The following is a 26,424-nucleotide window of genomic DNA, read 5'->3' on the forward strand; positions in this document are numbered from 1 at the left end:
GGTCATCAGCATGAACGCCACCGCCGTCACCTGGCATCCGAACGCGCCCAAGCCGCTGGCGTTGGTGCTGGGGACCAACGAGATCGCCTCCGCCGTCGCGGCGAAGCTCAGCCACGCCCGCTTCGCGATCGTGCTGTGTCACGATGCCTTTCCGCCGGTGATCCGCCGCGGCATGGCGTTTCATGACGTGCTGTTCGGCGAGACGCGCGAGGTCGGCGGCGTGATCGGCGCGCGCGCCGAGAGCATCACGGATGTCGTGCGGATTCACCGCGAGCCCGATCGGATCGCCGTGACAGGGATGCATCTCACCGACATCATCGCCTTCCGCTATCCCTCCGTCATGGTCGATGCGCGCATGCAGAAGCATCTGGTCACGCCGGATCTGCGCGGCGTCGCCGGCATCGCGGTGGGCATCGGCCCGCGCTTTGCCGTCGGGCACAATTGCGACATCGCGATCGAGACGCACCCGTGCGAGACCGGCGCGATCGTCGCACAGGGCACCACGCGCAACGCCGACGGCAGGGCCCGCGATCTCGGCGGCGCCGGACGCGAGCGCTTCGTCTATTCCGACCAGGACGCCGTCTGGCACACGCCGCTCGACATCGGCACACGTGTCTACAAGGGCATGCAGCTCGGCTCGCTCGGCGGCACGCCGGTGCTGGCGCCGCTCGACGGCGCACTGCGCGGCATCGCGCGTGACGGGATGCGCGTGCCGGCCAACGTCAAGCTGCTCGAAATCGATCCGCGCGGCCGCGAGGCCGCCTGGACCGGCATGGACGAACGCGGGCAAGCGATCGCCGCGAGCGTCGTCTCGGCCGTTCACCAGATCATGCAAACCGGTCGGACGGCGGGCCGCGTCTCCGCCAGGGTGTGAGGAGGATTGCCATGGGTGTCGCTCAGGTCGGGGCGTATCAGATCGTCGCGCTGCAGGGCGCTGCGTCCAGTGTGATCCAGGAGCTGCTCGGCGGTTTCGCCGTGCGCCTTGCAGAGGCGGGATTGCGCGTGTCCGGCGTTGTCGAGAGTAGCGCTGATAAGGCCAAGCCATGCAAGGCCATGATGCTGCGCAGCCTCGATGACAATAGGCTGTTCTCGATCTCGCAGGATCTCGGTCCGGGCTCGCTGGCCTGCAATCTCGACCCCGAAGGGCTGGCGCTCGCCTGTGCCGCCGTCCAGCAGTCGATCATCCGCGGCACTGACGTCGTCATCCTCAGCAAGTTCGGCAAGCAGGAAGCGGCGGGCGGCGGGCTCGCCGACGCGTTCGGCGCGGCGATCTCGGCTGGGCTTCCGATCATCACCGCAGTTTCGCCGGCGATGATGAGCGAGTGGCAAAATTATACCGGCGATATGGCCGAATACGTTTCAGCCGAAGTCGCCGGGCACGCCGATTGGTTGACGGACTGGTCTCGTCGGGTCATGACATCGCGTGAATGCGCATGACATGATCAGAGTCATGTAACTGCAGATCGGACGGACATGAAGCGCGCAGCGCAGATCGAGCTGACCATCCACTTCGGCAATGGCGGCAGCCTGTCGCCGGAGGATCTGCTGCTGATCGACTACATCCGCAGGGAGCGCTCGATCCTCGGGGCGGCGCGCGCCAGCGGCATCTCCTACCGCAAATGCTGGCTCATGGTCGATGCGCTCAACCGCACCTTCGAGACGCCGGTGTTCGAGACGCATCCCGGCCGGCGCGGCGGCGGCGCTGAGATCACGCCGTTCGGCGAACGACTGATCGCGCTGTACCAATCGATGCAACGGCGCACGCGCACCGCCACGGCGGCCGCGCTTGGCGAGCTGCAGAAGGCTACCGATCCCCGCTATCAGAAGCGGGCCAGCGGCGCGGCCGAGGCAGCTCCGAAGGCCGAACCGCGCCGGGCCCGATCGCGACGCTCTTGATCATCGCCCAGGCCGAGAGATCCGGCTCCAGCGCCAGCCGCTCGACGGATTCGAGCGTCACCAGCGCATGCAGCTTCGTTGAACCGAGATCGAAGGTGACCCGCACATAGGGCGGATCGAGCGGCAGGATCTCCTCGATCCGGCCCGGCAGGCGGTTGGTGATCGACACGTCCATCGGCCGGGACAGCGCAATCGAGACGTCGCGCGCCTCGATGGTCACGGACACGCCGGCGTCGATGTCGGCATCGACCATCGGCACGCGCAGCTCGCCATCGGCGAAGAACAAGGTCGACATGCCATATTGCGGATCATGCCGCAGCACACGCGCCGGAACGGTCGTGCTGAGCACGATGGCGGAGGCTGACGAGGATGGGGACTGTGCGCTCATCGACGTCAGCCTTCCCCCCGCTCACGGCCGGTCGTGATCGTACAGCACGCGCACGCGGATGGTGCCTTCCACTGCGCGCAGCTCCGACAGCAGCTCCTCGCCCTCGCCGCCGACGACGTCGGTTTCGAGCACGACGTAGCCCACTTCGGGGTCGGTCTGCAGATATTGCGCGAGGATGTTGATGTTGTGCCGCGCCACCGCCTCGTTGACCTGGCGCAGCACGCCCGGCACGTTGCGGTGGACGTGGATGAAGCGCGTGCCGGTCGGGCGCGCGGGCAGTTGCACCTGCGGGAAGTTGACCGCGCCGAAGGTCGAGCCGACGTCGGAATAGTCGATCAGCTTGCGCGCGACCTCGCCGCCGATGCGATCCTGCGCCTCCTCGGTGGAGCCGCCGACATGCGGGGTGAGAATCACGTTGGGCAGGCCCTGCAGCGGCGACACGAACGGATCGGCGTTCGACGCCGGCTCGACCGGAAACACGTCGACCGCGGCGCCCGAGAGCTTGCCCTCGCGCAGCGCGCTCGCCAGCGCATCGATGTCGACCACCGTGCCGCGCGAATTGTTGATCAGATAAGCGCCGTCCTTCATGTGCCGGATCTGGCGCTCGCCGATCATGTTGGCGGTCGCGGGCGTCTCCGGCACGTGCAGCGAGACGACATCGCTATTGGCCAGCAGCTCGTCCAGGCTCTCGACCGGCTCGGTATTGCCGTGGCGGAGCTTGTCGGTGAGATCGAAGTAGATCACCCGCATGCCCATCGCTTCGGCAAGGTTCGAGAGCTGCGAGCCGATATTGCCGTAGCCGATGATGCCGAGCGTCTTGCCGCGCACCTCGCGGCTGCCATTGGCGGACTTGTCCCAGCCGCCGGCATGCGCCGACACCGAGCGCGGGAAGATCCGCCGCATCAGCATCACGACCTCGGCGATCGTCAGCTCGGCGACGCTGCGGGTGTTCGAATAGGGCGCGTTGAACACGGGAATGCCGAGCCGCTTGGCGGCATCGAGATCGACCTGGTTGGTGCCGACCGAGAAGCAGCCGACAGCCATGAGCCGGTCAGCCGCCTGCAAGACATCGGCGGTCAGATGGGTGCGCGAGCGAATGCCGAGCATGTGCACGCCGGACAGCATGCGCTTCAATTCCGCCGAGCCGAGCGCCTTGGGCAGCCGTTCGACCTCGGTATAACCGCTGGCCTCGAACATGCGGACGGCCGAGTCGTTCACGCCCTCCAGGAGCAGAACACGGATCTTTTGCTTGGGCAGCGAGAGCGGCATGGGCCTGGCCTGATCAATCGTGGGTGTGGCGTAGTGTAGCGGTTGTTACAGTCGCGGTGGGTTGAAACTTGGTGAATGCACCGCGGCAGAAGCGCTTTCTGTCGCTTTCTCAGGGTCTTGTCCACTCCATCAGCGCATTTTGACCGGCGATGCAAAATCAGCGCCTTGGCTCGACGATGCAGTGCGATACCTGCAGTGCAGCAACCGGAGATGGTTACGAGCCCTAATGACAAATCTTGCGAGCAGCGCTAGCCTTTCCCTCAATCACAAAATCATCGGGAGGTCAGCATGTCAGACGGTCTGGTCGAGGCACGCGCGCAGGAATCGACTCACGGCGAACCCCAGACGGTGGATGTCGCCGTCGTCGGCGCCGGATTTGCGGGATTGTACCTGCTCCATCGCCTGCGCAAGGCGGGCTTCTCGACCGTGGCGCTGGACACCGCCCAGGATGTCGGCGGCACCTGGTACTGGAACCGCTATCCCGGCGCCCGCTGCGACATCCAGACCGTCGACTACAGCTACACCTTCGATCCCGAGCTCGAGACCGCCTGGCAATGGTCGGAGAAATACGCGACCCAGCCGGAGATCCTGCGCTATCTCGGCTTCGTCGCCGACCGTTACGATCTGCGCCGCGACATCCGCTTCGGCACCCGCGTGCTCGGCGCGTCCTGGGATGAGGGCCAAGAGCGCTGGCTGCTGACGACCGACAACGGCCCTGCCGTATCCTGCCGCCACTACATCATGGCGACCGGCTGCCTGTCGCAGCCGAAGCCGCCGGAAATCGACGGCGTGCATGACTTCAAGGACGAGATCTACTTCACGGGCCGTTGGCCGCATGATGGTGTCGACCTCCGAGGCAAGCGGGTCGCCGTGATCGGCACCGGCTCATCTGGCATCCAGTCGATCCCGATCATCGCCGAGCAGGCCGCGCAGCTGACCGTATTCCAACGGACGCCAAACTTCGCGCTACCCGCGCATAACGGTCCGCTGCCGGCCGATCGCGCCGCGCAGCTCGCACAGGATCGCGCCGGTCTCCGCGAGCAGGCGCGCTGGTCGATGACGGGCGTGCCGATCCCGCCGGCCACGGAATTCAGCTGGGCGCTGACCGAGGCCGAGCGGCGCGAGCGCTTCGAGAAGATGTGGGCATCCGGCGATCTCGTCGGCATGCTGACCCAGCTCTGGGCCGACCAGGGCGTCGATGCCGACGGCAACGCGCTGCTCGCCGATCTCATCCGCGAGAAGATACGGGAGATCGTCAAGGACCCCGAGACGGCCGAGGCGCTCACGCCTCACGATCATCCGTTCGGCGCCAAGCGGCCGTGCCTCGACACCAACTACTACGCCACGTTCAACCGCGAGAACGTGACCTTGGTGAACCTGCGCAAGGAGCCGATCGCGTCGATCACCTCTGGCGCCATTAAGACGGACAAGCGCAGCTTCGACGTCGACGTCATCGTGTTCGCGACCGGCTTCGACGCCATGACCGGCGCGATCCGCGCGATTCATCCGATCAAGGGCCGCGGCGGCAAGTCGCTCGACGCGAGCTGGGCGAACGGCCCGGAGACTTATCTCGGGCTGACCGTCGCCGGCTTCCCGAATCTGTTCCTGATCACCGGTCCCGGCAGCCCGTCGGTGCTGTCGAACATGGCGGTGTCGATCGAGCAGCATGTCGACTTCGTGGTCGAGCGCCTGGCCGCGCTACGCGACGCCGGCTTCACCACCATCGAGCCGACCGAGACGGCGCAGGCCGGCTGGATGCGCCACATGGCGGACTGTTCGACCGTCACGCTGCATCGGCTCGCCAACACCTGGTACACGGGCGCCAACGTGCCGGGCAAGCCGCAGACCTTGATGCCCTATACCGGCGGCGTCGGGCCGTATCGCGGCATCTGCAACGAGGTCGTGAAGCGCGGGATGCTCGGCTTCAAGCTCACGGGTCCGGACGGCGCCACGCAATGCAATGACGGTGAGATCGTGAAGCTGCAGCCGGATGTGCGGCTGGTGCTGAACATGCTCACCGAGATGAACCTGCCGCCGATCGAATCGATGGGCGCGCAAGGCGCCCGCGACTTCGTCGCCGAGTTCAACAAGGCCCGGCCGCCGGGCCGCCCTGTGGGCGAGGTCAAGGACGGCACGCTGCCGGGCGCCGATGGTCCCCTCGCCTACCGCCTCTATCGGCCCGCCACGCCCGGACCGCATCCGATCGTCGTGTACTTCCATGGCGGCGGCTGGGTGCTCGGCGACGAGCAGTCGGACGATCCGTTCTGCCGCGACCTGTGCCGCCGCTCCAACATGATCTTCGTCAGCGTGAACTACCGCCACGCGCCGGAGCATCGCTTCCCCGCCGCAGCCGAGGATGGCTACGCGGCAGCGAAGTGGATCTCCGAGCACGCGGCCGAGCTCGGCGGCCGCGAGGGGCCGGTCCTGGTCGCGGGCTGGAGCGCCGGCGGCAACATCGCGGCCGTCACCTGCCAATTGGCGCGCGACCGCGGCGGTCCTGCGATCGGTGGCCAGCTCTTGGTGTGCCCAGTCACCGATTGCAGCTTCGATCGTCCGTCCTACACCGAGAACGCGGCCGGCTACTTCCTGACGCGCGGGTTGATGTACTGGTTCTGGGACATCTACTGCTCGCCGGCTGACCGTACGGACCCGCGGGTGTCGCCGCTGCGCGGCCAGCTGAAGGGATTGCCGCCGGCCTATATCGTCACCTGCGAGTTCGATCCGCTGCGTGACGAGGGCATTGCCTATGCCGAGGCCCTGTCGGCTGCCGGCGTGCCGGTCGGCCAGCTCAAGGCGCGCGGCCATTTCCACTCATCCTTCACGATGGTGGACGTGGTGATCACCGGCGTCGGCGGCCGCATCCAGATGGCGGAGGCGCTGCAGGCGTTCACGCAATCGGCGGAGCACAGCAGCGCGCCGGAGATCAACGCTGCGGCGAGCTAGCGCGCGTCGGCTGCTGTCTTGCGAAAGGCTGCCGGGCGTTCGGCAAGCTTCGCCGCCGCCTGCGCCAGCACCGTCGTGCCGCCGGCCCTCTCGGCCGGCAGCCGGCGGACCATGGCGAGCAAGGCACGCGCCGCGCGCAGCGGGTCCGTGCCGATCCGGTGCAGCCTTTCCAGCGTCGCCGCGCAGCGCCGCTTGACGCCGGGTGACGGTGCGCGTGCGGCGAGTTCGCCGAGCTGCTCGATCGCCTGACCGACGGACAACAACGCCAACGCATCTTCGGCGAGGCGCGGCGTGGGATAGGAGGCGCGTTCCCCCCAATAGACGGCGAGCAGGACGCGATGGTGCAGCAGCGCGCGCCATTGCTTGCGGCGGTCCGACTGCAGGGCAGTGGCCGCGAGATGCTCGAGATCGTCGATCATCGCATATCTGACGGCCTCGTAGCGCCGGCGGCTGTCGACCGGGTAGATCAGGCTGAAGGCGATCAGCCCGACCACCGGGCCTGCGACGACTGCGAGACTGGCCATCAGCGAATGCTCGAAGGTCATGGTCTGCGGCCAACTCGGCTGCAGCATCAGCAACAGCACCATGTTGACGTCGAATGCCAGGCGCTGGGTCAGGCGATGCGCCGACAGCGGTGCGCCGAGCAGGATGAAGGGCATCATCGCCAGAACCGCCCCGAGCGATCCCCCGACATAGGGCCAGACCAGCCAGCGGCAGATCAAGGCGAGGCCCACCCCGAGCACCTGTCCGGCGAGCACGTGAGGCAGGATCGCGGCCGGCTTCTCGAAGGTCGAGAACACCGACAGCATGATCGCCGTGCCGAGCATCATGAAGCCGCCCATCTCCCAGCCGGTCACGAGCCAGACCAGGCCGGTGGCCAGCATCGCGACGAGGGCGCGCAGCATCGCGCGGCGCGCCAGCATCCAATCGCGATGTAGAAAGGGGCCTGTGCCAGGCTCTCTGTCGAGATCATCCAGGCTGCTCGTGGCTGCCGCCAGATCGTTCAGGATGGATGTCAGTGGCCCCTGCGGATGTGTGACTGTCGCGGCCTCGTACAAGCGCTGCAGCGCCAACGAGGATTGTCCAGCGTCGGATAAGTTCGTGTCCGCCACCCGGTCGACAAGCACTGCATCACTTGCGCGGCTGTCGTCCGAGCGCAGCCACAGCACGGCCGAGACCTGCGCCGCCAGGACCGCGCGGACCTTGCGAACCAGCCGGCGCCGATAACGGGAGCCGGCGCCATGCAGGTCGAGCAGGCCCTCCAGCGCCGAAATGTCCGAGAGGATCGAACGCTGCTCATTCTCCAAGACCGGCGCCGCGCTCAGCCGCGCGACGATGTCGGCGATCAGCCGGGTGTTGAGGTGCCGTACTTTCTCCAGCACCGACACATCGTCGCCGGGCGCGGCGAACAGCAGGCCGACGAGCAGCGCGGCCAGAATGCCGACGGCGACGGTGAGCACGCGGTCGGTCCCCAACGCCAGCACATGCTCGGGATGAGCTGCATCGAGCAGCGCCACCATTGCCGCCGAATAGCCGGAGAGGATCGCCGCATAGGAGGCGTAGCCACGGACGAGATTGCCGGCGAAGGCGCAGAGGCCGATCCAGAGCGAGATGCCGATCACGAGGATCATGGGGTCGCCGCGCGCGACGCGCATCAAGGCCAGGCCGAACAGCACACCGATGATGGTGCCGGCAAGCCGGGCCGCGCTCTTTTCCAGAAGATGTCCGCGCAGCGGCTGCGAGGCCGCCCACACCGTCATGCCCGCCCATTGCGGGTGCTCCAATCCGGCCAGCCAGGCCAGCATGAGCGCGAGACAGGCAGCGATCGCGGTTCGAAAGCCAAAGGCGAGCTTGGCTCCGTCGAAGCCCAGCCGTGACGCGGTTGGCGCATTCATTCCTGATCGTCCCCTTCGCTAAGGCGCTGCTCGATCCGGGCGAACACCTCAAGCGTCGCCTGCAGGCGCGTGTCGTCGATGTCCCGGAGCATCTCGCTCTCGGCCTCCCGCAGGACGCGATAGACGGATGCCAGCATTCGCCTGCCCTTCGCGGTGAGGAAGACCAGCCGCGAGCGGCGGTCGGTGGGCGAGATCCGCCGCTCGATCAGGCCGCGCTCGCCGAGAAGATCGAGCAGGCGCACCAGGCTCGAACCGTCAATGCCGCAGCGCGCCGCCAACTCATTCTGGGTGATGCCATCACCGGAGCGATCGAGATGCACCAGCGGCGGCCAGGCCGCATCCGACAGGCCGAGCGCGCCCATCCGCTCGTCGAGCGCCCGCCGCCAGCGGCGGGCGAGCCCGACGAGCGCGAATCCAAAACGCAGACGGGCGGTGGACGGAGGCGATGCCATGCGCCAATCACTTGAAGCAAAATGGTTTGAATTCAATCTATTTTTGAGGGAACCGGCGCCGAGCAGCTCCGCGTCCGACGCATGCGCACACCGCCGCGCGATCGGGAGCCCGCTCACCTCGGATCGGGCGCACGGCTATTCCGCGCGGCCGGGCGCTGCGCGTGTTCGCGCGGGTGTCGGAGGACGGCCGTTCGCCGGAGATCAGCGCCGGGGCGAGTTGGCGAGCGGCCAGCGTCGCTGGAGATTTGCGTCCGAGCGGCTCATCGCCCGGCGCGCTGCGGTGACACGGAGCTTGCGCCTGATCCACCACGCGCTCACGGAGACGGTGAGCCAGGCCGCCGTCGCCGCCACAAAAGCGACGGCGACGCCGGATGTGACAAGCGTGGAGAACAATGCAGCGAATGCAAGCAGACCGATGCTACCGAGCGCCGCGCCCGCCGTGTCGAGTGCCGCCGCTTCACGCCCGCGCCGCTCGCCGGCCAGCCGCTCGTGGCGCTTGCGCCTGATCTCGTGGGTCTCGATCAAGGTCACGCTGGCACAGAAGATCGCCGGCAGCGCGAGAAAGAGGCCGCCGATCGCCGGACCGAAGCCCTTCGCGATCAGTCCCGTCACGACGGTCGCCGCCCCGCCCAGCAAGAAGCGGACTACATATTCGTGCCACTTGCCGTCCTTGAGCGATGACGGAGAGACGCGGATGAGCATCACGCGCCTCCGGAGAAGATCACTTCAAAGCCGAGCGCGGCGACCAGCCAAACCACTGTCGCAAGCAGGCTCGCTTGGAGAGCGCGCAAGTGCAATCGCATCAGCAGCTGGCATACGGTTACGCTGTAGAGACAGAGCGCAACTGCGCCGAACATCATCGAGCGGCTCTGGACCGCGGCATAGGCCGCTCCATGCGACACCACCGCAACGCCCAGCGTTGCCAGCGCCACTGACGGGGCTGCGCCGAACAGGCCCGCAAAGCTCTTCGGGCGCAGCACGTCACCAATCATGGCGAAGGCCGAGACGATGATGCCGCCGATCAGAAAACGAATCAGATATTCGGTCATCGCCGGCTGGCTCCGTCCTGGCCGTAGCCGGTCCACAGCCGCAGCCCGCGTTCGACCAAGGCTCCGATCATAAATCCCACGGCGACATCGCTGGCCCAGTGCGCCAAGATGAGAATGCGCGTGGCGCATAGGCCGAGTGCGGCGCTCCTGATTCCAATCCGCGCGGCAGCCGGAAGCGTGCTCGCCGCCGAGTACAGCGCCCCCATATGCAGCGCGTGCCCGGACGGGAAGGCATCCTCCGCATGGCCCGACCGCTGCACGCCGTTGAGATGACCTCGCACCGTCTCACGATCCGGCCGTGTCTGGTTGAACATCGATTTCAACAGATGCGGCAGCGCCGACACGGCAACGGTCACGAGAAGTGCGTGGCTCGCTGCGCGTCGCACCGGGCGGGCTTGGCCCCGGCTGATGATCCATCCGACCGCGCTCAGCGCCAGCCAGACCTTTTCATCCGCGCCCCAGGACAGGCCGCGCCCAAGAGTCTGAATGGACGGTTTGGTGGTGCGCGCAGCAAAATCCGCGATCGTCTCATCGATCTTCGTCGGCTTCACGCGGATGGCGGCACCGAGAGCGGGACCTCTGGAGATTTTGTTTCCGATCACTCTGGGCATCGCGATGGCGTTGAAAGAACAAGAATGAGTTCCCTTTCAACGCCGCAGCCAAGCGCCAGTTTCATAAATCTGTCACGGAACCATCATGAGGCGGACGGCTCAGCCGGCTGCCACCGCCGCGTCATAAGCGTGGACCGAGGCCGAGGCGGTTTCCCGCACGTCGCTCGCCGTCATGCCCGGCTTGTAGAGGCTCGAGCCGAGGCCGAAAGCGGTCACACCGACCGCAACGTAGCTGGCGAGATTTTTCTCGGAGACGCCCCCGACCGCACCGACCACGACGCCCTTCGGCAGCACGGCGAGCTGCGCCGCAATCCCAGAAGGTCCGAGCACCGAGGCGGGAAAATACTTCAACGCCGACGCGCCGGAGCGCAAGGCGAGGAACGCTTCGGTCGGTGTGAATACGCCGGGCATCGTCACCATGTCGTAGGCTTGCGCTGTCGCCAGCACTTCAGCATCGACATTCGGGCTGACCATCAACCGCCCGCCGGCCTCCGCCACGCGCACGCAATCCGGCGCATTCACCACCGTCCCGGCACCGATCAGACAGGTGGTGCCGAACCGTTTCGCCAGCCGCTCGATCGAGACGAACGGATCGGGCGAGTTGAGCGGCACCTCGATCATCTCGAAGCCCGCCTCGATCAGCACGTCGACGATCCCCTCGGCCTCATCGGGCTTGATGCCGCGCAGGATCGCCACGAGAGATCGCTTGACCGGCGGCCAGGCAACGGACTGTGTCATGAGAAACGTGCTCCCCAGATCTGCCGGGCTGCCTTGACGAGGCCGCGGCGGGACGCCTGCTCGGCGTCGCATTCGGTCACGGTGAAACCGCTTGCGGTCAACGCAGCGCGATAGAGACGGCCGAGCCGGCCGGCTCCGATCAGCCGCAGCGGACGATCTGCGCCGAACTGCGCGCGAGCGTCGGCGATCTCGTTGCCGATCAACAGGCCGGACAAACGCGCGGCCCCGTCGGATCGTTGCTCGAAGCCAAGCAGTTGCGCCGCACGGAGTCGAAAAAGGGTGCTGCTGAGCGCAGTCGGAGCTGCCTGCGCTGTCGCAAGACCGGCGCGGAACGCCGAGCCGTCCGCGGCATCTGCGCTATCGGGCGCAACGGCGTGCGTCAGAATGCTGTGCTGGGACAGTACGGCGAACAGCTCGCCGGTCATGTAGGTCGCGAAGTCGACCACGGCACCCGCCTCGATCCGGATCCATTTGCTGTGGGTGCCGGGAATGCAGACGATGCCGGAGAATTCCGGCTCGGTGACGCCGAGCAGCTGGGTTTCCTCGCCCCGCATCACATCGGGCCGATCGGCGCGCGCCTGGGCGAGCCCGGGCAGGATGCGGACATCGCCGTCCGTGGTCACGCTGATAGCACCGTCGTGCAGCGCATCGAGCCGGGTCGGCGTGTGCAGATAGGGCGCCTCGACCCAGCCCTGCCGCGCTCCGGCCATGCCGCAGATCAGAACGGGCAGCTCGGCGGCTGCGCCGAGCTTGCGGAGATGATCGTGCAGCACCGGCGCGAAGCCCGACGTCGCACAATGCAACATGCCCTCGCTGCCGCGCGTTTCCGCAAGCTCCGTTTCGTCCGCGGCCATCAGCCAGGCCCGAAAGCTGGAGGTTCCCCAGTCGACGGCAACGAAGGCCGGCGGGGCTGACGAATAGGCGGCGGTCACATCCTGCTCCCGGTCACTTCAACACCCACGCAATGGCACGCTCGGCCGCCGACGAAAACAACAATCTGCACGATACACGATTATGCATGTTTTACTTCTTGTTCTTGCATGCTAGAGAAGAGGCATGTCAGACCTTCCCCTCGCGCGCCGCGATCAGATTGCCGGCCGTCTCTCTGCCGGACAGGCCGTCATCGCAGCCGCTCTCGCGACCGAGTTCGGTGTCTCGGAGGATGCGATCCGGCGCGATCTGCGCGCGCTCGCTGCCGAAGGACGCTGCCGCCGGGTGTATGGCGGCGCCTTGCCGATTGCCGGCGGCATGACACCGATGGCGGCGCGGATCGGCAGGGATCGCGACCGCAAGCTGGCGCTCGCACGGACCGCCGCACGCAATATCGCGCGCGGCGAATTTCTGTTCATCGACAGCGGCAGCACCAATCTCGCGCTGGCCGAAGTTCTGCCCGAGGATTTCGATCTCATCGTCGCGACCAACGCCATCGACATCGCCGCAGCCGTGCTGCACCGGCAGGACCTGCAATTGATCGTGATCGGCGGCTCCGTTCACCCGGCCGTGGGCGGCTGCGTCGACGCCGATGCCCTCCTGCAGGGGCAGCGCTTGAACATCGACCGCTGCTTCATCGGCGCCTGCGCCCTATCAGCACAAGCCGGTCTCAGCGCCATTGATCCGGCCGATGCAGCCTTCAAGCGCACCCTGCTCTCGCGGAGCCGCGTGAGCGTCGCGATGGTCACCAACGAGAAGCTCGAGACCCGAGCGCATCACCGCGTTGCCGCCGTCAAGACGATCGGCCAGCTCGTGGTCGAGCATGATGCGCCGGCGGCCCGGCTGGCTTTGCTCAAACGGGCGGGCGTCCCCATCGTCACGGCCGCATCGCCCGGTTGACGGCGCCTTCCACACATCCAGGAACCTGCAAATGAGTTCAGACAATCGCGCGGCGCAGCTCGCGACACGCCTCGCCTTTTTCGTCGCCGGCTTCGGCATCGCCTGCTGGGCGCCGCTGGTGCCGTTCGCCAAGCAGCGGCTGGCAGTGGACGATGCCACGCTCGGGCTGCTGCTGCTGTCGCTCGGCGTCGGCTCGGTCGCATCCATGCTGGCCGCGGGGGTGCTGAGCGCGCGCTATGGCAGCAAGCCGGTTGTGATGGTCAGCGGGTTTGCCCTCGCTCTCCTGCTGCCGCCGTTGACGATCGCCACGACGCCGCTCACGCTTGCGCTGGCGTTGTTCGCCTTCGGCGCCGCGCTCGGCTCGCTCGACGTGTCCGTGAACATCCAGGCGATCGAGGTCGAGCGGCTGAGCGACCGGCCGCTGATGTCCGGCTTTCACGCGCAATTCAGCATCGGCGGCTTCGCCGGCTCCGGCGTGATGACGGCGTTGCTGGCCTTCGAGATCGCGCCATTGCCGGGCACGCTCGCCTGCGCCGCGCTCGCGTTGGCCGCGATGATGCTCGCGGCCCCACGGCTGCTCGCGGGCAAGCCGGCGCAGTCCGGGCCCCTGCTCGTCCTGCCTCACGGCGCCGTGCTGCTGCTGGCAGCGCTGGCCGCGATCATGTTCCTCGTCGAAGGCGCCATGCTCGACTGGAGCGCGCTGCTGCTCAGCGGCTCCGGGCGTTTGCCGGCTGCGCAGGCCGGGCTCGGCTACATCATGTTCTCGATCGCCATGACGGCTGGCCGCCTCGCAGGGGACGCCGTCGTCGCGCGGATCGGCGATCGCGCCACCTTGCTGTGGGGAAGCGCATTGGCGCTCCTGGGCTTCGTGGTGCTGCTCGTCATTCCCTCGGTGATCGCAGCGCTTACGGGCTTTGCCCTGATCGGCCTGGGCGCGTCGAATCTGGTGCCGGTCCTGTTCCGCAGGGCCGGTGCACAAACCGTCATGCCCGTCGGCCTTGCCGTTGCAGCCGTGACCACCGCCGGCTATTCCGGCGTGCTGCTCGGCCCCGCCGGTATCGGCTTCGTTGCAGCCGCCACCAGCCTGACCACAGCCTTCTGGGCGCTCGCTGCCCTGCTCGTCATCGTGCTCGCGAGCGCGCCTTTGGTCGCAAGGGCACCGCAATGGGAACGAGCCGCTTGGCGCCGCTTTGGTCCGCATCATCGCCTTGGCCAAGGAGCAGAACCATGCGGGCACTCAACATCATCACTCTTCTTCTCGTGATCGTCGGCGGATTGAACTGGGGCCTCGTCGGCCTGTTCGACTTCGATCTCGTGACCGCCATCTTCGGCAACGGGGCGGCCGAGACTGCGACCTCGTCGCCGATCGCGCGGATCGTCTACATCCTCGTGGCGCTCTCGGCGATCTATCAGATCGGCATGCTGGTGCGGCTGTCGTCGGCGCGAACCGACGTCGTCTATCGCTGATCACAATGGATGCCGTGCCGGCGACAGCCCCTCGATGGACCCTCGGGGCTAGGCCGGTGCGGAGCGGCCCTGCAACTGGCGCTCGCTGACCTCACGAAAGCGACTGCCAGTCTGCGGCTTGACGAACAGCGTCGCGATGACGGGATGGCGGGCACGCAGCTCGGTCTCGATCGCGACGACGGCGCGCTCGATATCGTCGGCGCGTAGCTCATCAGCGAACTCGATGCTGAGCGCGACCACGACCTGCTGCGGCGACAGTTGCACCGTGAGCAGGCCGTTGGCCGCGCGCACGCCTGCCGATGCCCGCGCGATCTCCAGCACCGAGTGCGCCAGCTCGGGATCGGCGGGCTCGCCGATCAACAGGCTCTTGCTCTCCCGCGCGAGCACCATGGAGGTTGCGGCCAGCACCAGCCCGATCAGGATCGAGCCGACGCCATCCCACGCCGGCTCGTCAAACGTGACGGCCGCAGCGGTCGCCGCTGCCGCGATGATGATGCCGATCAGCGCGGCGCTGTCCTCGAACACCACCATGAAGGCGGGCGGATCCTTGCTGCGCCGGAAGGCCTCCACATAGGACAGTCCCGGGGCGGCGGCGCGAAAGCGCTTCACGGCCACCCACCACGAGGCGGCTTCGAAGATGAAGGACAGGCCCAGCACGACATAGCTCACTGCGGGATTCTCGATCGGCTCCGGCTGCATCAAATGCGCCACGCCCTCATACAGCGAGACCCCGGCGCCGAGCGCAAACAGCAACAGCGCAACGATGAAGCTCCAGAAATACAGCTCACGGCCGTAGCCCAGCGGATGGCGGGGATCGGGCGGACGGCTGGCGCGGTGAAAGCCGTAGAGCAGCACAAGCTCGTTGGAGGTGTCGACGACCGAATGGATCGCCTCGCTCATCATCGCCGAGCTGCCGGTCCAGACCGCGGCTTCGATCTTGGTGCAGGCGACGAGCAGATTGCCGGCGAGTGCGGCGTACACCGCGACCTTCGAATCCGTGTTCGCCGCCATTGCCCCGCCTGCCTGCTCGTTGCCGATGCCGCGTGAACGCGGGCTCGGCAACATCGGTTCCCTTGCGCGTTCCGGCGCCAGAGCGCAGCATTGGAGATCGGGTGCAGCGGAGGGATGATGGTGAGCGGCGACAGTCCGACGAACGAGACCAGCCCTGGTGATCGAGACGAACGCGATGCGCATTTCCTGCGCCACAGCTTCGCCGTCGCCCGGCAATCCCTGGCGCATGGCAATCATCCGTTCGCAGCCATTCTGGTCGATGCCGACGGCCACGTGCTGATCGAAGCCGAGAACGGCTACATGCCCTCACGTGATGCCACGGCGCATGCGGAGCGGCTGATCGCGACGCAGGCCTGCACTACGCTCAAACCGCAGATCCGAGCAACCGCCACGCTGTATTCCTCAGCCGAGCCCTGCGCGATGTGCGCCGGCGCGATCTACTGGGCCGGCATCGGCCGCGTCGTCTATGGATTGAGCGAGCATCGGCTGCGCGATTTCACCGGCAACCATCCGGAAAATCCGACGCTGGACCTGCCGTGCCGGGACGTCTTCGCCAGCGGGCAGCGCGCGACGGAGGTCGTCGGACCGCTGCTGGAGGACGAGGCCGCCGCGCTGCATGTCGGGGTGTGGGACAAATAATCCCTCAACAAAGAGAAGGCGCCGCAGCCGAAGCCGCGGCGCCCTTTTTGGCTGGCGAGCTGATCAGAACTTGACGGTCACGCCCGAGTACAGCGACGACTCGGTGCACGCTCCGGTGCTGATGCGGGTGCCGTTGGCGCCGGCGACGGAGCAGCCGGCCGCATTGTTGTGGTCGTTGCCGAATTTGTTCTGCCAGTAGCGATAGGCCACCCAGACGTCGATCATGTGGCTCTGCTTCTCACCCCACAGCGCCTTTGACGCATCGAAGGTCAGACGGATCGGCTCCGAGTTGAACTCGACCTTGGTCGGATACACGCCGTTCGCGACGCTGGCCGGCAGCGGCTCGGCATCCGAGCCCTTCTTGCCGTACCAGCCGGCGCGGCCCGAGATCGAGAAGAACTGCATGTTCTCGGGCAGGAAGCCGAGGTCCATGTAGTAGTTGGTCTCGACCGCCCAGGTCGGCTTGAACGAGGTGTTGCCGTCGGCGATGCAGGGGTTCGACCAGCCCGCGCCGCACTGCGAGAACGAGTTGTGGTTGGCGAACTCCCAGTACATCAAGGGAGCGACGTTGAAGTAACCCTTATACGGCAGGTTGAACGCGAACTGCAGACCGGCGACGACGTCACGCTTGGCTGCACCGAAATAGCGGTTCTCGGTGTTGGCATCCATGCCCACCTCGAACGAGATGTTCTGCAGCGGGCCCATCGTGAAGGCCTTGGTGTTGAAGATCTGGTTCCAGCCGAAGGTCGAGCGGAACAGACCGTAGATCTCAGTCGCGCCGGCGCAGCTCGCCGGCGTGAAGGCGAAGCCCGCGGCGGGCGACACGATGCCGCCGGTCTGCGTGCACGGACCGGCCGGGTCGTTGCGATCCGACTTGAACAGCGAGATGGTGAAGAAGTTGGTGCCGTAGCCCCATACATCGAAGTGGGTGAACGAATAGACCTGCTTGGCCGTGTTGGCGTTGAAGCCGGCGTTGGCGTTGCCGGTCCAGGCACCCGGCTGGCGGGCATTGAAGATGTAGGAGAAGCTGACGCGATTATCGACGACGAGGAAGAACGGCAGCTCCGCAGGAGCCTTCTTCGCGATCGCCTTGGCCGGCAGATCGGCCGCGCTGGCCAGACCAGCCGACGCGAGAACAGCCGCGCCGAGCGTCAAGGCAGCAGCAATGGTTTGACGAAACGACATCTAATACACCCCCAGTTAACAAGCGCCGATTCCCGACTTGCATGCACAATTGCGCCGTTGCCTGCATGCGAGAAGCCTCAACTTTCTCCAGGTCTTGCCCGCGGTTTGACCAAAGTTCCGCTGCATTGAACTGCGGCGCCGCCGCCCGGACATCCTTGCCGTGGGACGATTCGTCGCGCCGCCTCGGCTGCCAAATCCCATCTTCGCGCTTCACATTGCTGCGTTTTTCCGAAATCGCGCGGTGCGAGATCAGAAGCGCTTCCGCATCCTGCGGACCGGGAGATCAGGTCTCCAGCGCCGATGGCATGACGCTGCTCATCCAACGGGCAGACTGCTGCGGCCTAATGGAATTCCAACGACTGTCGCAAAAGTGCCACATGTTAGTTTCGGCGAGCAGCGCAACGAGTTGCGCGAAGCCGACGTCGCAACCGCATGCGTCGGCAAGATCCGGCTTCGAAGGCTGGGCAAGAGTTGGGCACAAGATGGCGCTTTTCGCCTCTTACGCGCCGCCGCAAATTAGCTCACAATTGAGGCAGTTCCATTTCTGCCCAGACGCACATGCTTGACCCCGCGCCGGCCACGCCTCAGACCTCGCACCCGCTGCTGCAGACGGTCGGACTGACCAAGCGCTACGGCGACTTCGTTGCCAACGACAGCATCGACATCGAGATCTTTCCGCGGGAGATCCACGCCCTGCTCGGCGAGAACGGCGCCGGCAAGTCGACCCTGGTCAAGACCATCTACGGGCTGGTTCAGCCCAGCGCCGGGCAACTGCTCTGGCAGGGCTCGCCGATCAAGCTCTCCGGGCCGGCCGAGGCACGATCGCTCGGCATCGGCATGGTGTTCCAGCACTTCTCGCTGTTCGACAATCTGACCGTCGCCGAGAACGTCGCGCTCGGGCTCGACGGCAAGGAGCCGTTCAAGGCGATCTCGGCGCGGCTCGCCGACGTCGCCCGCGACTACGGTCTGCCGCTCGATCCCAAGCGCGAGGTCTGGCAATTGTCGGTCGGCGAGCGGCAGCGCATCGAGATCGTGCGCGCGCTGATGCAGAATCCAAAATTCCTGATCCTGGATGAGCCGACCGCCGTGCTGACGCCGCAGGAGGCCGATCAGTTGTTCGTCGTGCTGGAGCGGCTGAAGGCCGAAGGCCGCGCCATCCTCTATATCAGCCACAAGCTCGACGAAGTGAAGCGGCTCTGCGACACCGCCACCATCCTGCGCGGCGGCAAGAAGGTCGCGACCACAAATCCGAAGCACGAGACAGCGGCGTCCCTCGCCCGCATGATGGTCGGCACCGAGATCAAGGAGGTCAAGCCTCCGGCCGAACGGCGCACCACCGTGCCGCGCCTCGTCGTCAACGATCTGAACCTCGCCCCGAGCGAGTTGCACGGCGTCAGCCTGCGCAACATCTCCTTCGAGCTGAAGGGCGGCGAGATCCTCGGCATTGCCGGCGTCGCCGGCAACGGACAGGACGAGTTGTTTGCCGCGCTCTCCGGCGAGCGCCTCGTCAGGGAACCGGGCACGGTCATCATCGACGGCCTGGCCTGCGGCCATCTCTCGATCACCCAGCGGCGCAAGATGGGCGCAGCCTTCGTGCCGGAGGAGCGGCTTGGGCACGGCACCGCGCCGCGCATGCGATTGTCGGAGAATGCGCTGCTGACCGGCCACGCGGCCAGCGACATGGTCCGACATGGCTTCATCAACGCTGCCGCGACCTTGCGAACCGTGGATCTGACAACCGAGACGTTCGACGTCCGCAAGGCGAAGCGCGATCCGGAAGCCGCGAGCCTGTCCGGCGGCAATCTGCAGAAGTTCGTCGTCGGCCGCGAGATCCTGCGCGGGCCGGCGGTGCTCGTCGTCAACCAGCCGACCTGGGGCGTCGATGCCGGCGCGGCTGCGATCATCCGCCAGGCGCTGATCGATCTCGCCAGCGCCGGCGCCGCGGTGCTCGTCACCAGCCAGGATCTCGACGAGCTCATCGAGATCGCCGACCGCATCGCGGTGATGTTTCACGGCCATCTCTCGGAAGCGCTGCCGCGCGCGAAGGCCACGCGCGAGAAGCTTGGCCTGCTGATGGGCGGCGCCAGTCTCGACCAGAAGGAGGCCGCGCATGCAGTTGGTGCTTGAGAAGCGCGCCGAGCGCTCGCGCACCATCGCCCTGGTGTCGCCGCTGATCGCGATCGGGCTGACGCTCGTCACCATGAGCGTGCTGTTCGCTCTCCTGGGCAAGAACCCGTTCACCGCGCTCGGCGTCTATTTCATCGCGCCGCTGACCGACGGCTATTCGCTGCAGGAGATCGCGGTCAAGGCGACGCCGCTGGTGATGATCGCGATCGGCCTCTCGCTTTGCTATCTCGCCAATGCTTGGAATATCGGCGCCGAGGGCCAGTTCCTGATCGGCGCAGTCGCCGGCAGCTGGATCGCCGTGAAGACTCAAGGCACCGACGCCGGCCAATGGGTATTGCCGGCCATGCTGGTCGCGGGCGCCGTTGCCGGCGCCGTCTATGCGCTGATCCCGGCGCTGTGCCGGGTGAAGTTCGGCGCCAGCGAGATCCTGACCAGCCTGATGCTGGTCTATGTCGCCGATCTCCTGCTCGACTATCTCGTCCGCGGCCCCTGGCGTGATCCGGCCGGCTTCAACTTCCCGACGACCGCGGAGTTCGACCCGGTTGCCACCGTGCCGGTGCTGATCGAAGGCGGCCGCCTGCATCTCGGCAGCATCATCGCGCTCATCGTCGTCGCCTGCGCGTTCGTGCTGCTCGACCGCACCATCAAGGGTTTCGAGATCCGCGTCGTCGGCGTCGCGCCGCGCGCGGCGCGCTTCGGCGGCTTCAATGCCAATCAGCTCATCCTCCTGACCTTCGCCGTGTCAGGCGCCTTGGCCGGTCTCGCGGGGATCATCGAGGTCGCCGGGCCGATCGGGCATCTGCAACCGGGCATTTCGCCGGGCTATGGCTTCACCGCCATCATCGTGGCCTTCCTGGGCCGGCTGAACCCGGTTGGAATACTCATTGCAGGGCTTTTCCTCGCACTGACGTTCATCGGTGGAGAGCAGGCCCAGATCACCATGAAGATTCCGCTCGACGTCACCAAGGTGTTCCAGGGCATTCTGCTGTTCTACGTGCTCGCCTGCGATTCCCTCATCCTCTACCGGTTCAAGCTCGTCTCCGCCGCGCGGCAGGTGCAAAGTGCTGCTCGTTGAAGCCATCATCCTGTCGGTGCTCGCCGCATCGACGCCGCTGCTGCTGGCCGCCACCGGCGAGCTGGTCACCGAGCGCGCCGGCGTGCTCAACCTCGGCGTCGAGGGCATGATGATCGTCGGCGCCGCCTGCGGCTTCGCCGGCGCGTGGATGTCGGGATCGATCATCATCGGCGCGCTCTGCGGCATCGTTGCCGGCATGCTGATGTCGCTGATCTTCGCGGTCATGACGCTCGGCCTTGCGGTCAACCAGGTCGCGACCGGCCTCGCGCTGACCATCCTCGGCATCGGCCTCTCCGGCCTGATCGGCGCCCGCTTCGTCGGCGAACGCATCACAACGGCACCCAAGCTCGCCGTCCCTGTTCTAACCGATATCCCTCTGCTGGGCCGTATCCTGTTCGGCGAGGACGGCTTCGTCTATCTGTCGATCGCCTTGATCGTCGCCGTCTGGTGGTTCCTGTACCGCACCCGCACCGGGCTCGTGCTGCGCGCCTGCGGCGACAATCATGTCTCCGCGCATGCGCTCGGCTATCCCGTGCTGCGCATCCGCATGCTCGCAGTGCTGTTCGGCGGCGCCTGCGCAGGCCTCGCCGGCGCCTATTTGCCGCTCGCCTACACGCCGTTCTTCATTCCCGGCATGACCGCAGGCCGCGGCTGGATCGCGCTGGCGCTCGTCGTGTTCGCATCCTGGCGGCCGGGACGGTTGGTGATCGGCGCCTATCTGTTCGGCGCGGTCACGATCCTGCAACTGCATGCGCAGGGCGCCGGCGTCGGCATTCCCTCGCAGTTCATGTCGGCGCTGCCTTACCTCGCCACCGTGATCGTGCTGGTGCTGCTGTCGCGCGCCCGCACCGGCGGCTCGACGGCGCCCGCCGCGCTCGGCACGGTGTTCGTGCCCGATCGCTAGAGACTTCATCCCGAGCGCCTGCGATGGGGCGCGACGCTTGGGCTCACCGGTTATTCCCCTGGCTGTTTGGAGAGATTGACCATGATGAAAAGGCTTTTGGGAGCTGCCGCCGCGCTGGTGCTGGCGGGAAGCATTGCCGGCGTGGCGCATGCCGCCGACAAGCTAAAGGTCGGCTTCATCTATCTCGGCCCGATCGGCGATCTCGGCTGGACCTATCAGCACGAGCTCGGCCGGCAGGCGCTGGTCAAGGAGCTCGGTGACAAGATCGAGACCACCTATCTCGAGAACGTGCCGGAGGGCCCGGACTCCGAGCGCGCCATCGAGCAGCTCGTCCGCGCCGGCAACAAGCTGATCTTCACGACCTCGTTCGGCTACATGGATCCGACCTTGAAGGTCGCCAAGAAGTACCCGAACGTGCATTTCGAGCACGCCACCGGCTACAAGCGCGACAAGAACATGTCGACCTATTCGGGACGCTGGTACCAGGGCCGCTATATCCAGGGCCAGATCGCGGCCAAGATGTCGAAGGCCGGCGTGCTCGGCTATATCGGCTCGTTCCCGATCCCCGAGGTGGTCTCCGGCATCAACGCCACCATGCTCGGCGCGCAGTCGGTCAATCCGAACATCAAGGTCAAGATCATCTGGGTCAACACCTGGTTCGATCCGGGCAAGGAGGCCGACGCCGCCAAGGCGCTGCTCGACCAGGGCGCCGACATCATCATGCAGCACACCGACAGCCCGGCGGCGATGCAGGTCGCGGCCGAGCGCGGCAAGCTCGCCTTCGGCCAGGATTCCGAGATGATCAAGTTCGGCCCGAAGGCGCAGCTGACCTCGATCCTCGACACCTGGGGCCCCTACTACATCGCCCGCGTCAAGGCCGAGCTCGACGGGACCTGGAAGTCCGAGGACACTTGGGGCGGCCTCGACTCGAAGATGTTCGAGATGGCGCCCTACACCAACATGCCTGATGACGTGAAGAAGATGGCGGAGGAGACCCAGGCCGCGATCACCTCGGGCAAGCTGCACCCGTTCAAATGCCCGGTCGTCGGGCAGGACGGCAAGGAGGTCGAGTGCAAGGGCGGCGATCATCTCGCCGACGGCCAGATCCTCGGCATGAACTTCTACGTCAAGGGCGTCGACGACAAGCTGCCGGGCAAGTAAGCGAACGGACCGTTGGCCACCCTGCTGCCTGCGGCAGGGTGGCCCTATTTGTTTCGGACCTGGTACTTTTGTTACGGATGATGATGCGGTAGATCGTATCCCGGTAAGGTCGTGTGGTATCATCGACAATCGTAACCGGGAGTTCCAACCGTGAACAGATCAATCCTGCTCGCTGCCGTCTGCACCGCGGCGCTTCTGACAACCCCGGCCGCGTTTGCCAAGACCCTGGTGTTCTGCTCCGAGGGCAGCCCGGAGAACTTCTATCCCGGCGTCAATACGACCGGGACGTCGTTCGATGGCAATGAGCCGATCTACAACCGGATCGTCGAGTTCGAGCGCGGCAGCACCCAGGTGGTTCCGGGCCTCGCCGAAAGCTGGACCATCTCGCCGGACGGCACCACCTACACCTTCAATCTGCGCAAGGGCGTGAAGTGGCACTCTTCGAAATCGTTCAAGCCGACGCGCGACTTCAACGCCGATGACATCCTTTTCTCGATCGAGCGGCAATGGAAGGAGGACAATCCCTATTTCAAGGTGACCAGTCCGAACCATTCCTATTTCGGCGACATGGCCATGCCGAAGCTGCTGAAATCGGTCGAGAAGGTCGACGACTACACGATCAAGGTTACGCTCAATCAGCCGGAAGCCCCGTTCCTCGCCGATCTCGCGATGCCGTTCGCGGCAATCCAGTCGAAGGAATATGCGGATGCGATGCTGAAGGCCGGCACGCCCGAGAAGATCGATCAGGATCCGATCGGCACCGGTCCGTTCTATCTGGTCCAGTATCAGAAGGACGCCGTGATCCGCTACAAGGCGTTCCCGCAATATTGGGGCGGCAAGGCCAAGATCGACGATCTCGTCTATGCGATCACGCCGGATTCCTCGGTGCGCTGGGCCAAGCTGCAGAAGGGCGAATGCGATGTGATGCCCTATCCCAACCCCGCCGATCTCGACGCGATCCGCAAGGATCCGAACGTCACGGTGCTCGAGCAGCCCGGCCTCAATGTCGGCTATCTCTCGTTCAACACCCAGAAGAAGCCGTTCGACGACGTGCGCGTTCGCAAGGCGATCAGCATGGCGATCAACAAGAAGGCGATCATCGACGCCGTCTACCTGTCGACCGGCATCGCGGCCAAGAACCCGATCCCGCCGTCGATGTGGTCCTACAACGATGCCGTCAAGGACGACCCCTATGATCCGGAGGCGGCCAAGAAGCTGCTCGCCGAAGCCGGATTTCCGAACGGCCTGGAGACCGATCTGTGGGCCATGCCGGTGCAGCGGCCCTACAATCCGAACGCCAAGCGCGTCGCCGAGCTGATGCAGGCCGACCTCGCCAAGATCGGCGTCAAGGCCGAGATCAAGTCGTTCGAATGGGGTGAGTATCGCAAGCGGCTGCAGGCCGGCGAGCACCAGATGGGCATGCTCGGCTGGACCGGCGACAATGGCGATCCCGACAACTTCCTGCACACCTTGCTGGGCTGCGCCTCGGCCCAATCCGGCGGATCGAACATCGCCAAGTTCTGCTACAAGCCGTTCGACGATCTGGTCTTGAAGGCCAAGACGGTGAGCGATCAGGCCGAGCGGACCAAGCTCTACGCCGAGGCTCAAATCGTATTCAAGGAACAGGCGCCCTGGTTCACTATCGCCCATGCCGTGCAGCTCAAGCCCATCAGCAAGCGCGTGATCGACTTCAAGCTGTCGCCGTTCGGCCGCCACAGCTTCTACGGCGTCGACGTCAAGGACTAGTCGAGGACGGTGCGGAGCGGCACGGCCGCTCCGCACCTGATCCATTTCGACGGGCGCGGCGATGACCAGACGATTGACATCTTGCGATCGAGGACCACAGAGCAAGGCATGCTTCGATTTGCTTTGACCCGCCTGAGTCTCGTGGTTCCGACCTTCATCGGCCTCACTCTGCTTGTGTTCGTCTTGATCCGCCTGATCCCGGGTGATCCGATCGAGACCATGGCCGGCGAGCGCGGCATCGACCCGGCGCGGCTGGCGCAGTTGCGCAAAGATTACGGCTTCGATCAGCCGGTGCTGGTGCAATACGGATTCTATCTGGCGCGGCTGGTGCACGGCGATCTCGGGCGCTCGATCGTCACCCATGAGCCGGTCATCTCGGAATTCCAGAGCCTGTTCCCGGCCACTGTCGAGCTATCGGTTTGCGCCATTCTATTCGCGCTCTGCGTCGGGCTGCCGGCCGGCATCATTGCCGCCGTCCGGCGCAACTCGATCTTCGACCACGGCGTGATGGGGATTTCGCTGACCGGCTACTCGATGCCGATCTTCTGGTGGGGCCTGCTGCTGATCCTGCTGTTCTCGGTCCAGCTCGGATGGACGCCGGTATCGGGCCGGATCGCCGTGCAATATTTCATCGAGCCGGTCACCGGCTTCCTGCTGATCGATACGCTGCTGGACGGCGATGTCGGCGCGTTCAAATCGGCGCTGTCGCATCTCATATTGCCGACCATCGTGCTCGGCACCGTGCCGCTCGCGGTGATCGCGCGGATGACGCGGTCGGCCATGCTGGAGGTGCTGGGCGAGGACTATATCCGCACCGCCCGCGCCAAGGGCCTGCCGCGCTTCCGCGTGATCGCGATCCACGCTTTGCGCAACGCGCTGATCCCGGTGGTGACCGTGATCGGGCTGCAAGTCGGCGTGCTGTTCACCGGCGCCATCCTGACCGAGACGATCTTCTCCTGGCCGGGCGTCGGCAAATGGCTGATCGAGGGCATCAACCGCCGCGACTATCCGGTGCTTCAAGGCGGCACCTTGCTGATCGGGGCGATCGTCATGACCGTCAATCTGCTGGTTGATATCGCCTATGGGCTGATCAATCCGCGCATCCGGTACACGCGATGAGCAGCGAAAGCCTCGAGACCCGCATCGTCGCGGCTCCGGCCGGCGCCCCGCCGTCGCCGCTCATGGAATTCTGGCTGGATTTCAGGAAAAACGCCGGCGCAGTCATGGGTCTCGTCGTGATCGCGATCCTGATCCTGCTCGCGCTGTTGGCCGATGTCGTGGCGCCGCATTCGCCGGTGCTGACCAACAATGCGGCGTTCCTGAAACCGCCGTTCTGGCAGCAGAGCGGATCGCTCACCTACCCGCTGGGCACCGATGCGATCGGCCGCGACATCCTGTCCCGCCTCATCCACGGCTCCCGGCTGTCGCTGCTGATCGGGATCGCGGTGGTGGCGCTGTCGGTGATCTCGGGGACGATCCTCGGCCTTGTCGCGGGCTTTCTTCGCGGCGCGACAGAGGTCGCCATCATGCGCCTGATGGACATCACCCTGACCTTGCCGAGCCTGCTGCTGGCGATCGTGATCGTTGCGATCCTCGGGCCCGGACTGATGAATGCCATGCTCGCGGTCGCGATCGTGCTGCTGCCGCATTATGTGCGGATCGCCCGCGCCGCGGTCATCAGCGAGGTCTCCAAGGACTATGTCACGGCGGCCAAGGTTGCCGGCGCGGGGCGGCTGCGGCTGATGTTCAAGGAGGTGCTGCCGAATTGCGCGGCGCCGCTGATCGTGCAGGCGACGCTCGGCATTTCCACCGCAATTCTGGATGCAGCCGCGCTCGGCTTCCTCGGCCTCGGCGCGCAGCCGCCATCTCCGGAATGGGGGACGATGCTGGCGGATGCGCGCGAATTCGTGCTGCGGGCCTGGTGGGTCGTCACGCTTCCGGGCCTTGCGATCCTGCTGACCGTGCTCGCCTTCAACCTGCTCGGCGACGGGCTGCGCGACGCGCTCGACCCCAAGCTCAAACGATGATGCAGACAAGG

27 protein-coding genes are annotated in these 26,424 nt (G+C 66.0%); 16 read left to right on the forward strand and 11 right to left on the reverse strand.

The window, feature by feature from the left end; translation table 11 throughout:
* The first annotated feature begins 10 nt into the window (after positions 1 to 10).
* The 3 genes from ACVILH_RS34010 to ACVILH_RS34020 are packed head-to-tail and all read left to right on the forward strand — an operon-like array spanning position 11 to position 1,896.
* The gene (locus ACVILH_RS34010; protein WP_456716796.1) at positions 11 to 874 is read left to right on the forward strand and encodes a xanthine dehydrogenase; all 864 of its coding nucleotides are present in this window, start codon (positions 11 to 13) and stop codon (positions 872 to 874) included.
* 11 nt (positions 875 to 885) lie between these two features.
* Entirely contained in the window at positions 886 to 1,437 is a 552-nt protein-coding gene (locus ACVILH_RS34015) for a DUF2478 domain-containing protein (protein ID WP_456716797.1), read from the forward strand.
* A gap of 36 nt (positions 1,438 to 1,473) precedes the next feature.
* Positions 1,474 to 1,896, forward strand: coding sequence for a winged helix-turn-helix domain-containing protein (locus tag ACVILH_RS34020; protein WP_456716798.1), 423 nt, complete (start codon positions 1,474 to 1,476; stop codon positions 1,894 to 1,896).
* Here the strand turns inward: ACVILH_RS34020 and ACVILH_RS34025 are convergent.
* Both ACVILH_RS34025 and serA read right to left on the reverse strand, forming a co-directional pair.
* Positions 1,805 to 2,284, reverse strand: coding sequence for a TOBE domain-containing protein (locus ACVILH_RS34025; RefSeq protein ID WP_456716799.1), 480 nt, complete (start codon positions 2,282 to 2,284; stop codon positions 1,805 to 1,807). The two genes, ACVILH_RS34020 and ACVILH_RS34025, sit on opposite strands and share 92 nt — an antisense overlap.
* A 21-nt stretch (positions 2,285 to 2,305) precedes the next feature.
* Positions 2,306 to 3,553: a phosphoglycerate dehydrogenase gene (serA, locus tag ACVILH_RS34030; RefSeq protein ID WP_456716800.1), complete on the reverse strand. Its 1,248-nt coding sequence runs from the start codon at positions 3,551 to 3,553 to the stop codon at positions 2,306 to 2,308.
* Between the two features lie 288 nt (positions 3,554 to 3,841).
* Between serA and ACVILH_RS34035 the strand changes: the two genes are divergently transcribed.
* Positions 3,842 to 6,496: an alpha/beta hydrolase fold domain-containing protein gene (locus ACVILH_RS34035; protein WP_456716801.1), complete on the forward strand. Its 2,655-nt coding sequence runs from the start codon at positions 3,842 to 3,844 to the stop codon at positions 6,494 to 6,496.
* Here ACVILH_RS34035 and ACVILH_RS34040 read toward each other — a convergent pair.
* From ACVILH_RS34040 to ACVILH_RS34060, 5 genes are all read right to left on the reverse strand, one after another.
* A complete protein-coding gene (locus tag ACVILH_RS34040; RefSeq protein ID WP_456716802.1) occupies positions 6,493 to 8,391 on the reverse strand; it encodes an FUSC family protein in 1,899 nt (632 codons plus the stop codon). The two genes, ACVILH_RS34035 and ACVILH_RS34040, sit on opposite strands and share 4 nt — an antisense overlap.
* Positions 8,388 to 8,843 (reverse strand): MarR family winged helix-turn-helix transcriptional regulator, encoded by a 456-nt coding sequence (locus tag ACVILH_RS34045; protein WP_456716803.1) that lies wholly within the window; start codon positions 8,841 to 8,843, stop codon positions 8,388 to 8,390. The genes ACVILH_RS34040 and ACVILH_RS34045 overlap by 4 nt, the downstream gene beginning before the upstream one ends.
* A gap of 201 nt (positions 8,844 to 9,044) precedes the next feature.
* Positions 9,045 to 9,545 carry a hypothetical protein gene (locus ACVILH_RS34050; RefSeq protein ID WP_456716804.1) on the reverse strand — a complete coding sequence of 167 codons (501 nt, stop codon included), beginning with the start codon at positions 9,543 to 9,545 and terminating at the stop codon, positions 9,045 to 9,047.
* Complete coding sequence (locus ACVILH_RS34055) at positions 9,545 to 9,892, reverse strand: DUF3147 family protein (RefSeq protein ID WP_456716805.1); 348 nt, start codon at positions 9,890 to 9,892, stop codon at positions 9,545 to 9,547. The genes ACVILH_RS34050 and ACVILH_RS34055 overlap by 1 nt, the downstream gene beginning before the upstream one ends.
* A complete protein-coding gene (locus ACVILH_RS34060) occupies positions 9,889 to 10,248 on the reverse strand; it encodes a phosphatase PAP2 family protein (RefSeq protein ID WP_456716806.1) in 360 nt (119 codons plus the stop codon). The genes ACVILH_RS34055 and ACVILH_RS34060 overlap by 4 nt, the downstream gene beginning before the upstream one ends.
* A 130-nt stretch (positions 10,249 to 10,378) precedes the next feature.
* Here ACVILH_RS34060 and ACVILH_RS34065 point away from each other — a divergent pair, with 130 nt between their 5' ends.
* A complete protein-coding gene (locus tag ACVILH_RS34065; RefSeq protein WP_456716807.1) occupies positions 10,379 to 10,531 on the forward strand; it encodes a hypothetical protein in 153 nt (50 codons plus the stop codon).
* A 71-nt stretch (positions 10,532 to 10,602) separates the two neighbouring features.
* Here ACVILH_RS34065 and ACVILH_RS34070 read toward each other — a convergent pair whose 3' ends face one another.
* Positions 10,603 to 11,241: a 2-dehydro-3-deoxy-6-phosphogalactonate aldolase gene (locus ACVILH_RS34070; protein ID WP_456716808.1), complete on the reverse strand. Its 639-nt coding sequence runs from the start codon at positions 11,239 to 11,241 to the stop codon at positions 10,603 to 10,605.
* A complete protein-coding gene (locus ACVILH_RS34075; protein ID WP_456716809.1) occupies positions 11,238 to 12,173 on the reverse strand; it encodes a 2-dehydro-3-deoxygalactonokinase in 936 nt (311 codons plus the stop codon). The genes ACVILH_RS34070 and ACVILH_RS34075 overlap by 4 nt, the downstream gene beginning before the upstream one ends.
* Positions 12,174 to 12,297: 124 nt before the next feature.
* On the opposite strand from ACVILH_RS34075, the gene ACVILH_RS34080 reads away from it, so the two are divergent.
* From ACVILH_RS34080 to ACVILH_RS34090, 3 genes are read left to right on the forward strand one after another with little or no spacing between them, the layout of a single operon-like run.
* Positions 12,298 to 13,071: a DeoR/GlpR family DNA-binding transcription regulator gene (locus ACVILH_RS34080; protein ID WP_456716810.1), complete on the forward strand. Its 774-nt coding sequence runs from the start codon at positions 12,298 to 12,300 to the stop codon at positions 13,069 to 13,071.
* A 31-nt stretch (positions 13,072 to 13,102) separates the two neighbouring features.
* On the forward strand, positions 13,103 to 14,335 hold the full coding sequence (locus ACVILH_RS34085) for an MFS transporter (RefSeq protein WP_456716811.1): 1,233 nt from the start codon (positions 13,103 to 13,105) through the stop codon (positions 14,333 to 14,335).
* Positions 14,299 to 14,538 carry a DUF378 domain-containing protein gene (locus ACVILH_RS34090; protein WP_456716812.1) on the forward strand — a complete coding sequence of 80 codons (240 nt, stop codon included), beginning with the start codon at positions 14,299 to 14,301 and terminating at the stop codon, positions 14,536 to 14,538. Before ACVILH_RS34085 ends, ACVILH_RS34090 begins: the two co-directional genes overlap by 37 nt.
* Before the next feature lie 48 nt (positions 14,539 to 14,586).
* Here ACVILH_RS34090 and ACVILH_RS34095 read toward each other — a convergent pair whose 3' ends face one another.
* Positions 14,587 to 15,549, reverse strand: a complete 963-nt coding sequence (locus ACVILH_RS34095) for a cation diffusion facilitator family transporter (RefSeq protein WP_456716813.1) — start codon at positions 15,547 to 15,549, stop codon at positions 14,587 to 14,589.
* A gap of 117 nt (positions 15,550 to 15,666) precedes the next feature.
* Here ACVILH_RS34095 and ACVILH_RS34100 point away from each other — a divergent pair, with 117 nt between their 5' ends.
* Positions 15,667 to 16,188, forward strand: a complete 522-nt coding sequence (locus ACVILH_RS34100) for a nucleoside deaminase (RefSeq protein WP_456717164.1) — start codon at positions 15,667 to 15,669, stop codon at positions 16,186 to 16,188.
* Positions 16,189 to 16,251: 63 nt separating this feature from the next.
* On the opposite strand, the gene ACVILH_RS34105 is transcribed toward ACVILH_RS34100, so the two are convergent.
* Complete coding sequence (locus tag ACVILH_RS34105) at positions 16,252 to 17,373, reverse strand: hypothetical protein (protein ID WP_456716814.1); 1,122 nt, start codon at positions 17,371 to 17,373, stop codon at positions 16,252 to 16,254.
* 558 nt (positions 17,374 to 17,931) lie between these two features.
* Between ACVILH_RS34105 and ACVILH_RS34110 the strand changes: the two genes are divergently transcribed.
* The 7 genes from ACVILH_RS34110 to ACVILH_RS34140 all read left to right on the forward strand — a co-directional run bounded on the left by ACVILH_RS34110 (position 17,932) and on the right by ACVILH_RS34140 (position 26,413).
* The gene (locus tag ACVILH_RS34110) at positions 17,932 to 19,500 is read left to right on the forward strand and encodes an ABC transporter ATP-binding protein (RefSeq protein WP_456716815.1); all 1,569 of its coding nucleotides are present in this window, start codon (positions 17,932 to 17,934) and stop codon (positions 19,498 to 19,500) included.
* The gene (locus ACVILH_RS34115; RefSeq protein WP_456716816.1) at positions 19,484 to 20,575 is read left to right on the forward strand and encodes an ABC transporter permease; all 1,092 of its coding nucleotides are present in this window, start codon (positions 19,484 to 19,486) and stop codon (positions 20,573 to 20,575) included. The genes ACVILH_RS34110 and ACVILH_RS34115 overlap by 17 nt, the downstream gene beginning before the upstream one ends.
* The gene (locus ACVILH_RS34120; RefSeq protein WP_456716817.1) at positions 20,562 to 21,479 is read left to right on the forward strand and encodes an ABC transporter permease; all 918 of its coding nucleotides are present in this window, start codon (positions 20,562 to 20,564) and stop codon (positions 21,477 to 21,479) included. The genes ACVILH_RS34115 and ACVILH_RS34120 overlap by 14 nt, the downstream gene beginning before the upstream one ends.
* Positions 21,480 to 21,560: 81 nt before the next feature.
* Positions 21,561 to 22,640 carry a BMP family ABC transporter substrate-binding protein gene (locus ACVILH_RS34125; RefSeq protein ID WP_456716818.1) on the forward strand — a complete coding sequence of 360 codons (1,080 nt, stop codon included), beginning with the start codon at positions 21,561 to 21,563 and terminating at the stop codon, positions 22,638 to 22,640.
* Positions 22,641 to 22,790: 150 nt separating this feature from the next.
* A complete protein-coding gene (locus ACVILH_RS34130) occupies positions 22,791 to 24,386 on the forward strand; it encodes an ABC transporter substrate-binding protein (RefSeq protein ID WP_456716819.1) in 1,596 nt (531 codons plus the stop codon).
* A 108-nt stretch (positions 24,387 to 24,494) separates the two neighbouring features.
* Positions 24,495 to 25,505, forward strand: coding sequence for an ABC transporter permease subunit (locus ACVILH_RS34135; protein ID WP_456716820.1), 1,011 nt, complete (start codon positions 24,495 to 24,497; stop codon positions 25,503 to 25,505).
* Positions 25,502 to 26,413 carry an ABC transporter permease subunit gene (locus ACVILH_RS34140; RefSeq protein WP_456716821.1) on the forward strand — a complete coding sequence of 304 codons (912 nt, stop codon included), beginning with the start codon at positions 25,502 to 25,504 and terminating at the stop codon, positions 26,411 to 26,413. Before ACVILH_RS34135 ends, ACVILH_RS34140 begins: the two co-directional genes overlap by 4 nt.
* The last annotated feature ends 11 nt before the right edge of the window (positions 26,414 to 26,424 follow it).

Source organism: Bradyrhizobium sp. USDA 4353 (genome assembly GCF_054063215.1).